At 70.7% G+C, this 13,855-nt stretch carries 12 protein-coding genes and 9 tRNA genes; 3 read left to right on the top strand and 18 right to left on the bottom strand.

Annotated elements, in window-relative coordinates:
• Window positions 1-22: 22 nt before the first annotated feature.
• From ACSP50_RS27750 to ACSP50_RS27765, 4 genes are all read right to left on the bottom strand, one after another.
• Window positions 23-1,390, bottom strand: a complete 1,368-nt coding sequence (locus tag ACSP50_RS27750) for a GH1 family beta-glucosidase (protein ID WP_014692627.1) — start codon at window positions 1,388-1,390, stop codon at window positions 23-25.
• Window positions 1,387-2,283 carry a carbohydrate ABC transporter permease gene (locus ACSP50_RS27755; protein ID WP_014692628.1) on the bottom strand — a complete coding sequence of 299 codons (897 nt, stop codon included), beginning with the start codon at window positions 2,281-2,283 and terminating at the stop codon, window positions 1,387-1,389. The genes ACSP50_RS27750 and ACSP50_RS27755 overlap by 4 nt, the downstream gene beginning before the upstream one ends.
• A 6-nt stretch (window positions 2,284-2,289) precedes the next feature.
• Complete coding sequence (locus ACSP50_RS27760; protein ID WP_014692629.1) at window positions 2,290-3,204, bottom strand: carbohydrate ABC transporter permease; 915 nt, start codon at window positions 3,202-3,204, stop codon at window positions 2,290-2,292.
• A gap of 63 nt (window positions 3,205-3,267) precedes the next feature.
• A complete protein-coding gene (locus ACSP50_RS27765) occupies window positions 3,268-4,536 on the bottom strand; it encodes an ABC transporter substrate-binding protein (RefSeq protein ID WP_014692630.1) in 1,269 nt (422 codons plus the stop codon).
• 279 nt (window positions 4,537-4,815) lie between these two features.
• Between ACSP50_RS27765 and ACSP50_RS27770 the strand changes: the two genes are divergently transcribed.
• Window positions 4,816-5,808: a LacI family DNA-binding transcriptional regulator gene (locus ACSP50_RS27770; RefSeq protein ID WP_231956728.1), complete on the top strand. Its 993-nt coding sequence runs from the start codon at window positions 4,816-4,818 to the stop codon at window positions 5,806-5,808.
• 104 nt (window positions 5,809-5,912) lie between these two features.
• Here ACSP50_RS27770 and ACSP50_RS27775 read toward each other — a convergent pair.
• From ACSP50_RS27775 to ACSP50_RS27815, 9 genes are all read right to left on the bottom strand, one after another.
• Window positions 5,913-5,985 (bottom strand) — tRNA-Arg (locus ACSP50_RS27775).
• 9 nt (window positions 5,986-5,994) lie between these two features.
• Window positions 5,995-6,068, bottom strand: a tRNA-Pro gene (locus tag ACSP50_RS27780).
• A 17-nt stretch (window positions 6,069-6,085) separates the two neighbouring features.
• A tRNA-Ser gene (locus ACSP50_RS27785) sits at window positions 6,086-6,178 on the bottom strand.
• A 5-nt stretch (window positions 6,179-6,183) separates the two neighbouring features.
• Window positions 6,184-6,258 (bottom strand) — tRNA-Leu (locus ACSP50_RS27790).
• Between the two features lie 4 nt (window positions 6,259-6,262).
• A tRNA-Gln gene (locus ACSP50_RS27795) sits at window positions 6,263-6,334 on the bottom strand.
• Window positions 6,335-6,345: 11 nt separating this feature from the next.
• Window positions 6,346-6,419: transfer RNA gene (locus ACSP50_RS27800), tRNA-Gly, on the bottom strand.
• 4 nt (window positions 6,420-6,423) lie between these two features.
• Window positions 6,424-6,496: transfer RNA gene (locus tag ACSP50_RS27805), tRNA-Arg, on the bottom strand.
• 3 nt (window positions 6,497-6,499) lie between these two features.
• Window positions 6,500-6,573 (bottom strand) — tRNA-Ala (locus ACSP50_RS27810).
• 43 nt (window positions 6,574-6,616) lie between these two features.
• Window positions 6,617-6,688 (bottom strand) — tRNA-Trp (locus ACSP50_RS27815).
• Window positions 6,689-7,033: 345 nt separating this feature from the next.
• On the opposite strand from ACSP50_RS27815, the gene ACSP50_RS43155 reads away from it, so the two are divergent.
• Entirely contained in the window at window positions 7,034-7,204 is a 171-nt protein-coding gene (locus tag ACSP50_RS43155; protein ID WP_014692632.1) for a hypothetical protein, read from the top strand.
• A 46-nt stretch (window positions 7,205-7,250) separates the two neighbouring features.
• Here ACSP50_RS43155 and ACSP50_RS27820 read toward each other — a convergent pair whose 3' ends face one another.
• Complete coding sequence (locus ACSP50_RS27820) at window positions 7,251-8,684, bottom strand: MFS transporter (protein ID WP_014692633.1); 1,434 nt, start codon at window positions 8,682-8,684, stop codon at window positions 7,251-7,253.
• Between the two features lie 73 nt (window positions 8,685-8,757).
• Here ACSP50_RS27820 and ACSP50_RS27825 point away from each other — a divergent pair, with 73 nt between their 5' ends.
• The gene (locus ACSP50_RS27825) at window positions 8,758-9,318 is read left to right on the top strand and encodes a TetR/AcrR family transcriptional regulator (RefSeq protein ID WP_043512313.1); all 561 of its coding nucleotides are present in this window, start codon (window positions 8,758-8,760) and stop codon (window positions 9,316-9,318) included.
• A gap of 13 nt (window positions 9,319-9,331) precedes the next feature.
• Here ACSP50_RS27825 and ACSP50_RS27830 read toward each other — a convergent pair whose 3' ends face one another.
• The 4 genes from ACSP50_RS27830 to ACSP50_RS27845 form a co-directional block, all read right to left on the bottom strand.
• Complete coding sequence (locus ACSP50_RS27830; protein ID WP_014692635.1) at window positions 9,332-9,952, bottom strand: lysoplasmalogenase; 621 nt, start codon at window positions 9,950-9,952, stop codon at window positions 9,332-9,334.
• Window positions 9,949-10,776 (bottom strand): sterol desaturase family protein, encoded by an 828-nt coding sequence (locus ACSP50_RS27835; protein ID WP_014692636.1) that lies wholly within the window; start codon window positions 10,774-10,776, stop codon window positions 9,949-9,951. Before ACSP50_RS27835 ends, ACSP50_RS27830 begins: the two co-directional genes overlap by 4 nt.
• Window positions 10,773-11,468 (bottom strand): FadR/GntR family transcriptional regulator, encoded by a 696-nt coding sequence (locus ACSP50_RS27840; RefSeq protein ID WP_014692637.1) that lies wholly within the window; start codon window positions 11,466-11,468, stop codon window positions 10,773-10,775. The genes ACSP50_RS27835 and ACSP50_RS27840 overlap by 4 nt, the downstream gene beginning before the upstream one ends.
• Before the next feature lie 64 nt (window positions 11,469-11,532).
• Window positions 11,533-13,803 carry a bifunctional diguanylate cyclase/phosphodiesterase gene (locus ACSP50_RS27845; RefSeq protein ID WP_014692638.1) on the bottom strand — a complete coding sequence of 757 codons (2,271 nt, stop codon included), beginning with the start codon at window positions 13,801-13,803 and terminating at the stop codon, window positions 11,533-11,535.
• Window positions 13,804-13,855 lie beyond the last annotated feature (52 nt).

Consider the following 13,855-nt stretch of genomic DNA (forward strand, 5'->3'; position numbering starts at 1 on the left):
CTTCCCGATGCGGCGCCGTCCCCTATCCGCTGCGCCCGGCCAGCCGCTCGCGCAGCCAGTGGTAGCTCGCCCGGGGCGTCCGTTCCCCGGTCGGATAGTCGACGTGCACCAGGCCGAACCGCGGCCCGTACCCTCGCGCCCACTCGAAGTTGTCGATCAGCGACCAGTAGAAGTAGCCGCGCAGGTCGACGTCGGCCTCCGCCGCCGCCTTGGCCGCCGCCTCCAGGTGCCCGGCCACGAAGGCGATCCGTTCCGGGTCCTCCCCCAGCCCCTCGCGCAGTTGCGCCACCCCGTTCTCGGTCACGTAGACCGGCGGCAGGCCCGCATACCGGCCGGCCAGCCCGGCGAGGGTGTCGTACAACCCCTGCGGTTCGATCGGCCACCCGAGGTCGGTGACCGGGACGCCGTCCCGGGCCACCGACCGCACGCCGATGTCGCAGGCGCTGCGCAGCGCCGGATCCGCCTGCGTGTGCGGCGCGTCGGCGGCGTGGATCCGGTAGTAGTAGTTGACGCCGAGGAAGTCCAGTGGCGCCCCGATCAGCTCCAGATCCCCGTCCCGGCGGAACGACAGGTCACTGACCCCGGCGTACATCGCCGCGAACCCCTCGGGGTACCGCCGGCCCAGCACCGGGTCGGTGAACTGCCGGTTGATCAGCAGGTCCATCCGGTCGGCCGCGGCCCGGTCGGCCGCTGAACCGGTCGCCGGGACGGACGGCGACAGGTTCAGCGTGATGCCCACCCGCGCCCGGGGACTGGCGGCCCGCAGCGCGGCGACCGCCGTGCCGTGCCCGACCAGCAGGTGGTGCGCCGCCGCGAGCGCGCCGTGCCCCTCGACCGCGCCGGGGGCATGCCGGCCCTCGGCGTATCCGACGATCGACGAGCAGTACGGCTCGTTCAGAGTCATCCAGTCCTGGACCCGGTCACCGAGCCGTTCCGCGACCACGGTGGCGTAGTCGGCGAAGCGGTCCGCGGTGTCGCGGACCCGCCAGCCGCCGGCGTCCTCCAGCGCCTGCGGCAGGTCCCAGTGGTACAGCGTGACGAACGGCCGGATGCCGCGCTCGCACAGCGCGTCGACCAGCCGGTCGTAATAGTCCAGACCGGGCCGGTTGACCCGACCGGTGCCCGCCGGCAGCACCCGGGGCCAGGCGATCGAGAACCGGTACGCGTCCACGCCCAGGTCGTCGAGCAGCGCCACGTCGTCCCGCCAGCGGTGGTAGCTGTCGCAGGCCACCTCGCCGGAGGCGATCGCCTCCGGCCGCCGGGTGAAGGTGTCCCAGATGGAGTCGCCGCGGCCGTCCTCGGCCACCGCTCCCTCGATCTGGTACGCGGCGGTCGCCGCCCCCCAGAGGAACCCGTCCGGAAAGTCCGGCAGTGCCAGCGGATCGGTCATCCCTTGATCGCCCCCTGCATGATCCCGCCGACGATCTGCCGCCCGAGGACCAGGAAGACGACCAGGATCGGCATCGTGGCCAGCAGCGTGCCGGTCAGGGTGAGCGTGTAGTCGGTGGTGTATCCGCTGGCCAGCGAGGAGAGCGCGACCTGGACGGTGGCGTTGTTCTGCAGCACCACCAGCGGCCAGAAGAAGTCGTTCCAGGCCTGCATGAAGGTGAACAGGCCGAGCACGGCGGCGGCCGGGCGGGCGGCCGGCAGCACCACGTGCCAGTACAGGCCGAAGGTGGTGCAGCCGTCGATCCGGCCGGCTTCGAGCAGCTCGTCCGGCACCGCACGGCCCAGGTACTGGGTCATGAAGAAGACGCCGAACGCGGTGACCAGGCCGGGCACGATCACCGCGGCCAGCTGGTCGGTCCAGCCCAGCTTGGCCATCAGCATGTAGAGCGGGATGATGCCGAGCTGCTGCGGCACCATCGAGGTGGCGATCGCCAGCACCAGCAGCACCTGACGGCCGCGGAACTTCAGCTTGGCGAAGGCGAACCCGGCCAACGTCGAGAAGAACACCACCGAGACGGTGATCGAGCCGCTGACGATGAACGAGTTGAGCAGCGCCGTGCCGAAGTCGGTGCTGTCGAAGACCCGGGCGATGTTGTCGAACAGGTGGCCGCCGGGGATCAGGGCCGGTGGCGTCCGGGAGACGGCCTCGCGGGTCTGCGAGGCCACCACGAAAGACCAGTAGAGCGGGAACAGCGAGCCGGCCACGACGGCCAGCAGCGCGGCGTACGTCCAGGCGGAGCCGCGCCGTGGGAAGCCGAAACCGCGGCGGGACCGGCGTTTCGCAACGGCGGGCGGCGTGGCGCGGGTGGCCGGCGGGTCAGCGAGTGCGGTCACGACGGCTCACTCCTCGTCGGTGGCGATGCGCCGGGTCAGCAGGAAGTTGGCGACCGCGAAGATCGCGATGAGCAGGCACAGGGTCCAGGCGATCGCCGACGCGTAGCCGAACCGGAATTCGCGGAACCCCTGTTCGTACATGAACAGCGCGATGGTCTGGAACTGCCGGTCGGAGCCGCCGGTGGGGCTGTAGTCGCCGCCGAACAGCAGCGGCTCGGCCATGATCTGCAGGCCGCCGATGGTGGAGATGACCGTGGTGAAGATGATGGTGGGCCGCAGCATCGGCACGGTGATCCGCCGGAACTGCTGGCCGGAGGAGGCGCCGTCGAGCTCCGCCGCCTCGTACAGGTCGTGCGGGATGGCCTGCATCGAGGCCAGGTAGATCAGTGCGTTGTACCCGGTCCAGCGCCAGATCACGATGCTGGAGATGGCCAGGTGCGAGGTCCAGGAGTGGGCCTGCCAGTCGACCGGGCCGACGTGCAGCAGCCCGAGCACCCAGTTCACCATGCCGAAGTCGCGACCGAAGATCTGGCTGAAGACGATCGTCACCGCCACGATCGAGGTGATGTTGGGCAGCAGCACCCCCATCCGCAGGCTGGTGCGGGCCCGCAGCTTGTGGTTGAGCAGGTGCGCGATCCCGAGCGCGGCGAGCAGCTGCGGGACCGTGGAGAGCACCCAGATGCTCAGGGTGTTGCCGAGCGAGTTCCAGAAGTACGAGTCCTGCAGCATCTCCCGGTAGTTCGCCAGGCCCACCCACTGGTGCGCGCCGCCGTCGAGCAGATTCCAGTCGTTGAACGACACGTAGCCCGTGTAGATCAGCGGGAACAGCCCGAACACCCCGAAGAGCAGGAAGAACGGCAGTACGTACAGGTAGGGCGAGCCTTGTGGGTCGAGCCGGGTCAGTCGGGCGTTGATGGCCATTGTCGATCCTTAGACGCCGGTCCGGCCGGCGGCCCGCGGTGGGCCGCCGGCGGGACGGGTGGACTACTTGGCGAGACGGTCGACGTCCTTGAGGGTCTGCGCCCAGGACTGGTCGGGGGTCTGGTTGCCCTGCTCGACGCGGGTCAGGCCGTCGCGAATCGCGGTCTGGATGTCACCTGCGCGCGGGCCCTGGTGCTGCGGCTGGAGCTGCTTGGCGGCGGTGGTGAAGATCTTGCCGATCGGGGCGTTGTTGAAGAACGGGTCCTGGAGCGCGCCGATCTCCGGCCTGTCGTACAGCGACGGGATCGAGGGCAGCAGGCCCTTGGTGGTGAAGACCTTGGACTGCTGCTCGGGGGCGGTGAGCCAGGCGGCCAGCTTCTTGGCCTCGTCGACGTGCTTGCCCTGCCTCGGAACGGTCAGGTACGACCCGCCCCAGTTGCCGCCGCCGCCGGGCACGGACGCGACGTCCCACTTGCCGGCGAACGCCTTGGACTGGTCCTTGATCTTGGCCATCATCCAGGCGGGGCAGGCGATGGCGGCGAACCGGCTCTTCGCGAAGCCGTTGTCCCACTCCGGCGAGCTCTCCACCAGCTTGGCCGAGAGGTTCGCCTGGATCGCCTGCACGCTGAGGTCCCAGGCCTTCTTGACCTCGGGGTTGGAGTTGACCACGATCGCGTCGTTCGAGTCGTAGAAACCGACCGGCGCCTGCCCGATGATCGCGTTGTAGAGCGCGCCGCCACCGTCGAAGAACGCGCTGCCCTCCGGGGCCTTCTCGGCGAACTTCTTGCCGACCTCGATGAACCTGTCCCAGCCGCCGGCCCAGGCCGCGGAGACCTGCTCCCGGTCGGCGGGCAGGCCGGCCTGCTGGAACAGGTCGCGGCGGTAGCAGATGGCCAGGCCGCCGACGTCGGTGCCGTAACCGATCTGCTTGCCGTCCTTGGTCAGCGACGCCTGCCACTTCCACGGCAGGTACTCGCCCGCCCGGTCGGTCCCGAGGTCGGTGAACTGGTTGCCGACCGCGCGCATCTGGGCGATGAAGCCGGTGTCGACCGCCTCGATGTCGGCGGCGCCGGAGCCGGTGGCCAGGTGGGTGGCCAGGTCCCGGTGGTGCGCGTTGTAGTCGGCGGTCCGCTCCTGGATCCTGATGTTCGGGTGGGCCTGCTCGTACTGCTGGTAGAGCTCCTGGTACCCGAAGTTGCCGAACAGGCTGACGTTCAGCGTGACGTTGTCGCCGGCACCGCCGCCGGAACCGCCGTCGGAGCCGCAGGCGGTGGCCAGCATCGCGACGGCCGAGGCCGCCGCCGCCATCTGCAGGAATCGAGACAGGCGCATGTCAGATCGTCCTCTCGAGAGATGTAACCGGTTTCATGAAACCGGTTACACGACATAGAAGAGCACCGAAATTTGCATCGTGGAGAGAACCGGCGGGGGTAGGGCCGGGGCATCGCCAGGCCGGATGCGGCCCTGAGTCAAAAGTTTGACTGCATCGATGCCCCTGATGTCAAGTCACGAAAATGTAACGGGATCACTGCCGTTGACCGGCGCGACACCCGGCTGTTACGGTGATGAAACCGGTTACATAGGGACGGCGCAGTGTCCAGCATCAGGGAATTGGCACGTCGGTGCGGCGTATCCGTCGCCACCGTGTCCCGGGTCTTCAACTCACCGGAGGTGGTCAGCCGGCAGACCCGCCAGCACGTCCTCGGCATGGCCGCCGAGATCGGCTACCTACCGAACGAGTCGGCGCGCACCCTGGCCACCAAGAAGTCCCACATGGTGGGCCTGGTGTGGGACACCGACCACCGCCGGCCCGGCTGGCGGCACCCGTTTCTGCAGGACATCCTGGTCGCCCTCAAGGGCGCGCTCAGCGCGCAGGGCCTGCACCTGCTCATGCTCGCGCCCGACCAGAGCGCCGGACCGGTCGGCCGGCAGCGCTTCCTGCGCGCGGTGCAGCGGCACAGCGTCGACGGCGTGGTGATCATCGACAACGGCAGCCGCGATCCGGCCGTGCTCGCGCTGGTCGACGCCGAGGTGCCGTGCGTCGCCCTGGATCTGCGCTTCACCGGGCCGACCTGCACCTACATCACCTCCGACAATGCCGGCGGCGGTCGGCTGGCCGCGGCGCACCTGCTCGAACGCGGCCATCAGCGGATCGCCACCATCACCGGTCCGGAGCGGAACTGGCCGGCCGGGGAACGGCTCGCGGGGTTCCGGGCGGCCCTCGCCGCGGCGGGTCGCCCCCTGCCCGACGACCTCGTGGTGGCCGGCGACTTCTATCTCGACAGCGGTGACGCCGCCATGACCGCGCTGCTCAGCCGGGATCCGCGGCCCACCGCGGTGTTCGCCGCCGGCGACGAGATGGCGGTCGGCGCGCTGCGCGCGGCACACCGGGCCGGCTTGCGGGTGCCGCAGGACGTGGCGATCGTCGGCTTCGACGACATCGAACTGGCGGCGCTGATCCCTCCCGGACTCACCACCGTCGCCCAGGACAAGACCGGCATCGGCACGTCCGCCGCGGAGGCGATCGTCGCGATGCTCTCCGGCGCGCCGACGCCGGCGCCGACCACGCTCCCCACCACGCTCATCACGCGCGGCTCCACCTGAGTCGCAGGCCCCGGTGTCGAACCGGGCCATCCACCCTTATGAGGGGCAGCCGGGCGCCGGCCCGCCTGCGTCGTTGCGAAAACCCACCGTGGATGACACCCTCGCGCCCCCGGCTGGACTCGAACCAGCGACCTCGGCGCCCGGAACGCCGCGCTCTCTCCACTGAGCTACGAAGGCAGAAACCCGTCGGGTCGGCCGGATTCGAACCGGCGCCCTCCCGCTCCCAAGGCGAGCGCGCTGCCCATCTGCGCCACGACCCGTATGTCCCACCACGAAGCGGAGAGTGGGAGATTCGAACTCCCGGTGGGGGCCGCAACCCCCACTGCGGATTAGCAATCCGCCGCCATAGACCGGACTCGGCCAACTCTCCCTGCGTACCCGGAGCGCGATTCGAACGCGCACTGTCACCGTTCTGAGCGGTGCGCCTCCTGCCAGTTGGGCTATCCGGGCGAAGCTGCGGGCGGAAGACTCGAACTCCCACTTTCCGGTCCAGAGCCGGACGTGCTGCCGGTTGCACCAGCCCGCATTCATTCTTCGAGTGGCTACCGGGTCTCGAACCCGGGACCTCCGCCATGGCGAGACGGCGCTCAACCGAACTGAGCTATAGCCACGAAGCGTCCCCGGAGAGATTTGAACTCCCGACCCCCAGATTCGTAGTCTGGTGCTCTTTCCGCTGAGCTACGGAGACATGTGGACCTGGGCGGATTCGAACCGCCGACCCCCGGTCTGCCGAACCGGTGCGCTACCCGACTGCGCTACAAGCCCAAAAGTGTGTCATCCACTGTGGAGTTTTCAAGAAACGGCACCGCACGGGCAGCAGGATTCGAACCCGCACCTGACAGATTTGGAGGCTGCCGCTCTACCGTTGAGCTACGCCCGCGAGAGAAAAAGAAAGCCGCCCGGTCCCGATCGGGAGGGCGGCCGACGACGACTAGCGGAACTGCCAGCCTCGCCACCACTCCGGACCGCGCATCGGCTCACGACGAGCCGGCAGACCCAGGGCCAGGGACAACCGGGGACGACCGGCACGCTGGGCCGGGAGCCGCAGTCGACTCTCACTCATCCGCCACATGTCGTGTCACCCCATTTCCCTGTTCGTTTCGCCGGCCCCCGGTTTTCCCGTCCGGCCGCCTGGTGATGACTACCGTATGGGGTGCCCGCGGACCCGGCAACGCAATTATTCGGCAGCTTGCTACAGACGCCCGGAACTGGGTATACGACCAGCATGAGTGATCTTGATCCTGAGGGCTTCGCCGAGTTCGTGACCACCGACGGCCCGGGTTCGGCGGATGTCGAGCAGCAGGCCGAGGACGCCGAGCTGATCGGGGAGCCGCAGCCGGTGAACGACCTCATCCAGCGCTCCGCCGAGGAGCCGGACGAGGGTTCCTACCGATAGGACGGCGCCGGGCCCCGCTGCCCCGGGGCCCGGCGTCCGCAACGGCTCAGACCTCGACCGGGGTGAGCTCGGGCACCGTGACCGGCGTCGGCCGGACGGCCGGCTTGCGGCCGGCCGGGACCAGCAGCGCCACCAGGAAGGCGGCTGCGCTGGCCACGGCGAGCAGCAGGAACGCCTCGGTGTAGCCGGCTTCGGCGGGCAGCCCGCGCGGCCCGGGGTGGCTGGTGACCACGGTGCTGACCAGCGCGGTGCCGATCGACGCCCCGATGGTGCGGATGTTGGTGTTCATGCCGCTGGCGACGCCGGTCTGGGTGCGCGGCACGCTCTGCACGATCAGGTTGATCATCGAGGAGTAGAGCAGGCCGAGGCCGATCCCGAAGACGCCGCCGGTGACCGCCACGACCGACGGCGAGCTGTGCGCGAGCGCCAGGGTGAGGGCGGCGACCGCGCCGAGGGCCGCGCCGATCAGCAGCTGGGCCTTGTTGCCGACCCATCGGGTGAGCGGGCCGCTGAGCGAGCCGGACACCGCCATGGTCACCATCATCGGCAGCATCAGCAGGCCGGCCCCGGTGACGCTGGCGCCGAAGCCGTAGCCGCTGCTGGCCGGGACCTGCATGAGCTGCGGCAGGAAGGCGAAGACACCGAACATGGCGGCGCCGAACAGCAGCGAGACCAGGTTGGTGGTCCAGACCGCGGGCAGGCGCATCATCCGCATGTCGATCAGGGGCTCGGCGGAGCGCAGCTCGCTGAGCATCCAGCCGGCCAGGAGCACCGCGGCGGCGGTGAGCAGGCCCAGCGTGCGGCCGGAGGCCCAGCCCCAGGCGGTGCCCTTGCTCAGCGGCAGCAGCAGGGCGACCAGCCAACCGGCGAGCAGGACGGCGGAGAGCCAGTTGATCCGGCCGCGGCCGCCGGCCGGGGACGGCGGGACGACGCGCCAGGCGACCAGGCCGACCAGGGTGACCGCGATCATCGGGATCCAGAACAGCCAGCGCCAGTCGAGGACGCCGACGATCGGGCCGGCCAGCACGATGCCGACGCCGCTGCCGCTGGCGATGACGGCGGCCAGGATGCCGATCGCCGAGGTGACGCGCTGCGGTGGGTAGATGTCGCGGATGATGCCGAACGAGACCGGGAAGACGGCGGCACCCAGGCCCTGCACGACGCGGGCGGCGATCAGGACGGTGACGTTCGGAGCGAGCGCGGCGATCAGGCAGCCCGCGGCGATGGCGGCGAGGGCGACCAGGAGGGTGCGGTCCTTGCCGATCATGTCGGCGATCCGGCCCATCAGCGGGGTGGCCACCGAGGCGGCCAGCAGCCAGGCGGTGAGCACCCAGGTGACCGTGCCGGTGGTGGTGTGCAGGTCCCGCTGGATGGTGGGCAGGACCGGGGTGACCAGGGACTGCATGAGGGCGAACGCCGCGGCGGCCGCGGCCAGCACCGTGAAGGTGACGCGCGGGGTCGCCTGGTAAAGTCGAGGCATGCCTCCAGATTAGCGGAGGGGTGCCTCCGGTTCGCCACCCGATTGCCCCGGAGGTGGTGTGAGGAGGGTCACCGTGCCAGACGTTCCGGTCGCCAACCGCCGCCCGACCCGGGCCGACGCGCGGCGCAACTACGACGCGCTGCTCGCCGCCGCCCGCGAGATCTTCGCCGAGAGCAGCGCGGACGCGTCGCTGGAGGAGATCGCCCGCCGCGCCGGAGTGGGCATCGGCACGCTGTACCGCAACTTCCCCACCCGGCGGGATCTCTTCGAGGCGGTGTACGTCGAGGAGATCGAGCAGTTGAGCGCCGCGGCCGCCGCCGCCGCCGAGCTGCCCCCGTGGGCGGCGCTGCGCGCCTGGCTCGATCGTTTCGTGGGCTACGTGGTGACCAAGCGCGCCGTGGTCGACGCGCTCAACCGCGAGTCCGATCTGTTCGCGGCGTGCCGGGTCGCCATGTACGCGGCGGGTGAGCCCCTGATGGCGCGGGCCCGGGCGGCCGGCGAGGTGCGCGCCGACGCCAGCTTCGACGACGTCCTGCGGATGATCTCCGGTCTGGTGTCCGGCGCGTTCGTCGACGACGAGCAGCGCAACCGGGTGCTGACCTTCGCCCTGGACGGCATCCGCGCGGGCCGCTGACGGGACCGGCGCGCTACCGGCCGGAACGTGCCATCCCGTACCGTTCGCGCCGGTGGCTCCCGGCCGGAACCGAGCCGGTGACCATCAGCGCGAGAGCCGCCGCATAGGTGGTCATCACCAGCACCCCGGCGGCCGGCAGGTGCACGCCCGCGGCGCCGGCCCCGATCGTCAGGTCGGAGAGCAGGAACAGGGCGCCGCCGATCGCGGTGCGCCGGGAGACGCCGGTCGCGGCGGCGGCCATCGCGGCCAGCGCCAGGCTGTAGATCAGGACCGGGAGGCGCAGTGCGCCGAGCCGCGTCCCGAGCAGGGCGTTCGCCGCGGCCCAGACGACCGCGTAGCCGATGCAGGCGGCCGGCTTCGGCCGGGCCAGGCGCAGGAACCAGGTGAGGAAACAGAGCTGGGCACCGAGGAAACAGGCCATCCCGGCGAGGAAGGCCGGCTGGCCGGGGATCAGCAGGGCGACGTCCCCGAGGAAGGCGAAAGCCAGCCCCGCGCTCAGCCGGTTCGCCCTGCCGACGTATCCGATCAGCAATGGCGCGAGCAGCGGTTTCGTCGCCCATTGCAGCGGAGTCAGATCCGCCGCCACCGCGATGATCTCGGTGGTCGCGACGGCGGCGAAGAGGGTGAGTCTCATGCGGCGGGCTGCCAGCCGGGGCGCCCGAAAACGTAGCCGAGACGGGCCCGCCAGGAGGTCGCCGAGCGCAGGTCACGCCAGATCGCGGCGTATTCGTGTGTCGCCACCCGCAACGGGTTGAACGTGGTGATGTTCGTGGTCAGGCCGTAGGTGACCCGCTCGCCCTCCGGCTCGAAACTGCGGAACAGCCGGTCCCAGACGATCAGGATGCCGCCGTAGTTGCGATCCAGATAGGGGTCGTTCGAACCGTGGTGCACGCGGTGGTGCGACGGGGTGTTGAAGAACCACTCGATCGGCCGCCACATCCGGTCGACCCGCTCGGTGTGCAGGAAGAACTGGTACGCCAGGCTGATCGACTGCTGCAGGAAGATCATCCACGGCGGAATGCCGAGCAGCGCCAGACCCAGCCAGAACGGGGTCGAGGTCATCGGCGTCCAGCTCTGCCGCAGTGCGGTGGAGAGGTTGTAGAACTGGCTGGAATGGTGCACCACGTGGCTGGCCCAGAGCACCCGTACCTCGTGGTGCAGCCGGTGGAACCAGTAATAGGCGAGATCGTCGGCGAAGAACAGCAGCACCCAGACCCACCAGTCGTGCGGGTCGAGCTTGACCGGGCTGAGCACGTAGAGACCGGCGAACGCGAAGGCGGTCACCAGTTTCCACGGAATGCCGATCACCTGGCTCCCGGCGCCCATCGACAGGCTGGTGGCGGTGTCCCGGGTCTCGTATCCGCGCTCCTGGTCATCGGGCAGGAACCGGTACGACAGCACCTCCATGACGATCAGCAGCAGGAACGCCGGAATGGCGTACACGACGGCGGGAATCAACGGACGATCTCCTTCACTTGCAACAGGCCGCGGGCGGCCTCCTCGGCCTCGGCGGCCGCGCCGGCCCCGATCAGCGCGGCGAGCCGGCGGTGGGCGGCCACGTTCAGAAGTTCCTCGGTACGCAGATGGGGCGGCACGTGCCCGACGGCCAGCGCCCCGGCGGCCAGGCTGTTGAAGGCCAGCAGGTAGGCGATGTTGCCGGAGCCCTCGACGATGCGCCGCCACAGCAGCAGGTCGGCCGGCCCCATCGCGGCCAGGTCGGGCACCGCCGCGGCATAGGCCTCCACCGCCTCACTCACCCGCTGTTTCGCCGCGTCGCTCGCCCGCAGCGCGCACAGCCGGGCGGCGTCGGCCCCGATGCAGGCCCGCATCTCCAGCACGTCACGGGCCAGGCTCTCGACCGGCAGCACGTCCCCGGCCGCGGTCAGCGCCATGGCCAGATCGAGCCCGGCGGTGGCCCGCCAGTCCAGCACCCGGGTGGCGCCGCCCTGACTGACCCGGACCAGGCCGAGCTGCTGCAGCCGGCGCAGCGCCTCGCGCACCGCGTGCCGGTTGACCTCGAAGGTGGTGGCCAGCTCCCGCTCGCTGGGCAGCGGGTCGCCGGCCGGACAGCCGCCGCTCAGGATGGCGTCGCGCAGCTGCCCGAACACGTGGTCGGAAACGGATCGGCGAGGCGCCGGATCGAAATCCATGCGCGGCAGTGTGCCCCGCCACACATCAACCGTCAACTGGTTGGACCAGTTTCGTCGAACTCCGCTACACCTGGTCGACGGCGAACGCCGGGCGGTCGCCCGTACCGAGCTCGCCGCCGAACTCGTAGTCCGGGAGCGGGTCACGCAACTCCGGCCGGAACTCCGGATCCGGCACCGGCCGGCCGAAAAAATAACCCTGCGCATACTCGTAGCCGAGCCGGCGCAGATACCGGGCCTGCTCCGCGGTCTCCACCCCCTCGGCCACCGCCCGCAGCCGCAACCCCTTGCTGACGTGGATCAGCGCGTCGACGATCACCGCCCGGCCGGCGCCCGCGATGATCTCGTCGACGAACGACTTGTCGACCTTCAGCACGTCGACCGGGACGGTGCGCAGCAGGCCCAGCGACGAGTGCCCGGTGCCGAAGTCGTCCAGGGCGATCCGCACCCCGGCCGCGTGCAGGGTCTCCACCGCCTGCACCGCGGTGCCGCCCCCGAACAGCGCGGTCTCGGTCACCTCGGCCAGCAACTCGGCCGGGGCCAGCCCGCACTCGTCGAGGATCGCGGCGACCACCTCGGGGAAGCCGGGCTCGCTCAGCTGCCGGGCGGACACGTTCACGCTGACGTAGCTGGGCCCGTCCGCCCCCAGGTCCCGCCGCCAGCCGGCGAACTTGTGGCAGGCGGTCCGCATCACGAACTCGCCCAGCTCGACGATCAGCCCGTTGTCCTCGGCGACCGGCACGAAGTCGGCCGGGCTGACGAACCCGCGCACCGGATGCTGCCAGCGGACCAGCGCCTCGACCGCCTCGAACCGGCCGCTGCGCAGGTCGACGATCGGCTGGTAGACCACCCGGAAGTCACCGTCGTCGAGGCTGTGCCGCAGCTCAGCGCCGAGCGAGGCGGCCGCGTCGGCCCGCTCGTCCAGCTCCGGGGTGTAGACCATCAACTGGGCGCCGGACGACTTCGCCGCATACCGGGCGGTGTCCGCGCGGCGCACCAGCTCGGGCACCGGCACCGCGCCGCAGTCCTCGCTGTCGGCCACCCCGAACCGTGGGTTGAGCAGCAGCTCCTGCTCGCCGGAGACGATCGGGCGGCGCAGCGCGTCGAGCAGCCGGGCGACCACCGACTCGCCGTCGCCGGGCTGCGTGTCGCAGGCCAGCACGGCGAACTCGTCGGCGCCCATCCGGGCCACCGCGTCACCCTCGCGCAGCGACATGCGCAGCAGCCGGCCGACCGCAGCCAGCGCCTGATCGCCGGCGGCCCGGCCCAACCGGTCGTTGACGTGCTTGAACCCGGCCAGGTCGACCATGATGAGCCGGCACGGGCCACCGGCCACCACCCGGGCCGCCTCCTCCTCGAACGCCCGCCGGTTCGGTAGCCCCGTCAGGTCGTCACGCATCGCCAGGTCGTGCAGCCGGCGGGCCTGACTGCGGACCCGCGCGATGTACCCGGACATCCGGGTCACCACCAGCACGAACAACGCCATCGACCCGATCCCGACGGTCAGCCAGCTCATCCGGCCCACGCCGAGCTCACCCTGCACCAACAGGATCGCCGGCACCAGCAGCATCGAGGCGGTCAGCACCAGCAGCCGGCCCCAGCCCAGGCTGTCGTCCTCCTCGACGACGCCCGCCGCCTTGCCCGGATGCGCGGCCGCCGCCGCCCAGCACACGTCAGCGAACAGATATCCGGCGTAGACCAGCGTCGCGTGCGCGGCGAACACCTCGGGCAGCAGCGTGTACACCACGTTGGCCGCCATGGTCACCACCCCGCCGGCGGTGAGCAGCCACATCGCGGCGGTCCGCGGTCCGCGGCGCAACAGCATCGGCACCAGCAGCGCGCAGAGCAGCACCCCCATCGCCGGATAGCCGGCGGTCACCGCCCGGGTCAGCAGCGGCACCGCCGGGTTCACCAGCACCGGCTCGATCACGAACGTCCAGTAGACGATGCCGACGCTGATCGCCACGATCGCCGAGTCGATCAGGTTGCCCGACCAGAGGGGCCCGCGCCGTCGGGTCAGCTGGAACAGCGCCGTCAGCAGCAGCGGATACGCCCCCAGGTAGAACGCGTCCGCCCAGGTCGGATAGCCGCCATCGGCGCGCAGCGCGTAATACAGGTCGCCGCCCAGCCAGAGCAGCGCGCCGCCGGCGAACACGTGCCAGGCCGCCAGCTGCTCCCGGTGGTGCCGCCAGGCGCCGACCACCAGCGTCACGCACGCGCTCACCGCGACCAGCCAGGACAGCACGAACTGCGGCCAGCCGTACGGCAGCAGGGTGTACCCGACCACGGCGGCCGAGCCGCCGAGCAGCCAGGCGGCCCACCCCGGCGGTCGCCGCATACCCGTCACATCCGGTCAGATCGGCAGCCGCCCAGGGAAAATGAGGTCCTGG

Source organism: Actinoplanes sp. SE50/110 (genome assembly GCF_900119315.1).
In the GTDB taxonomy this organism is placed as follows: Bacteria; Actinomycetota; Actinomycetes; order Mycobacteriales; family Micromonosporaceae; genus Actinoplanes.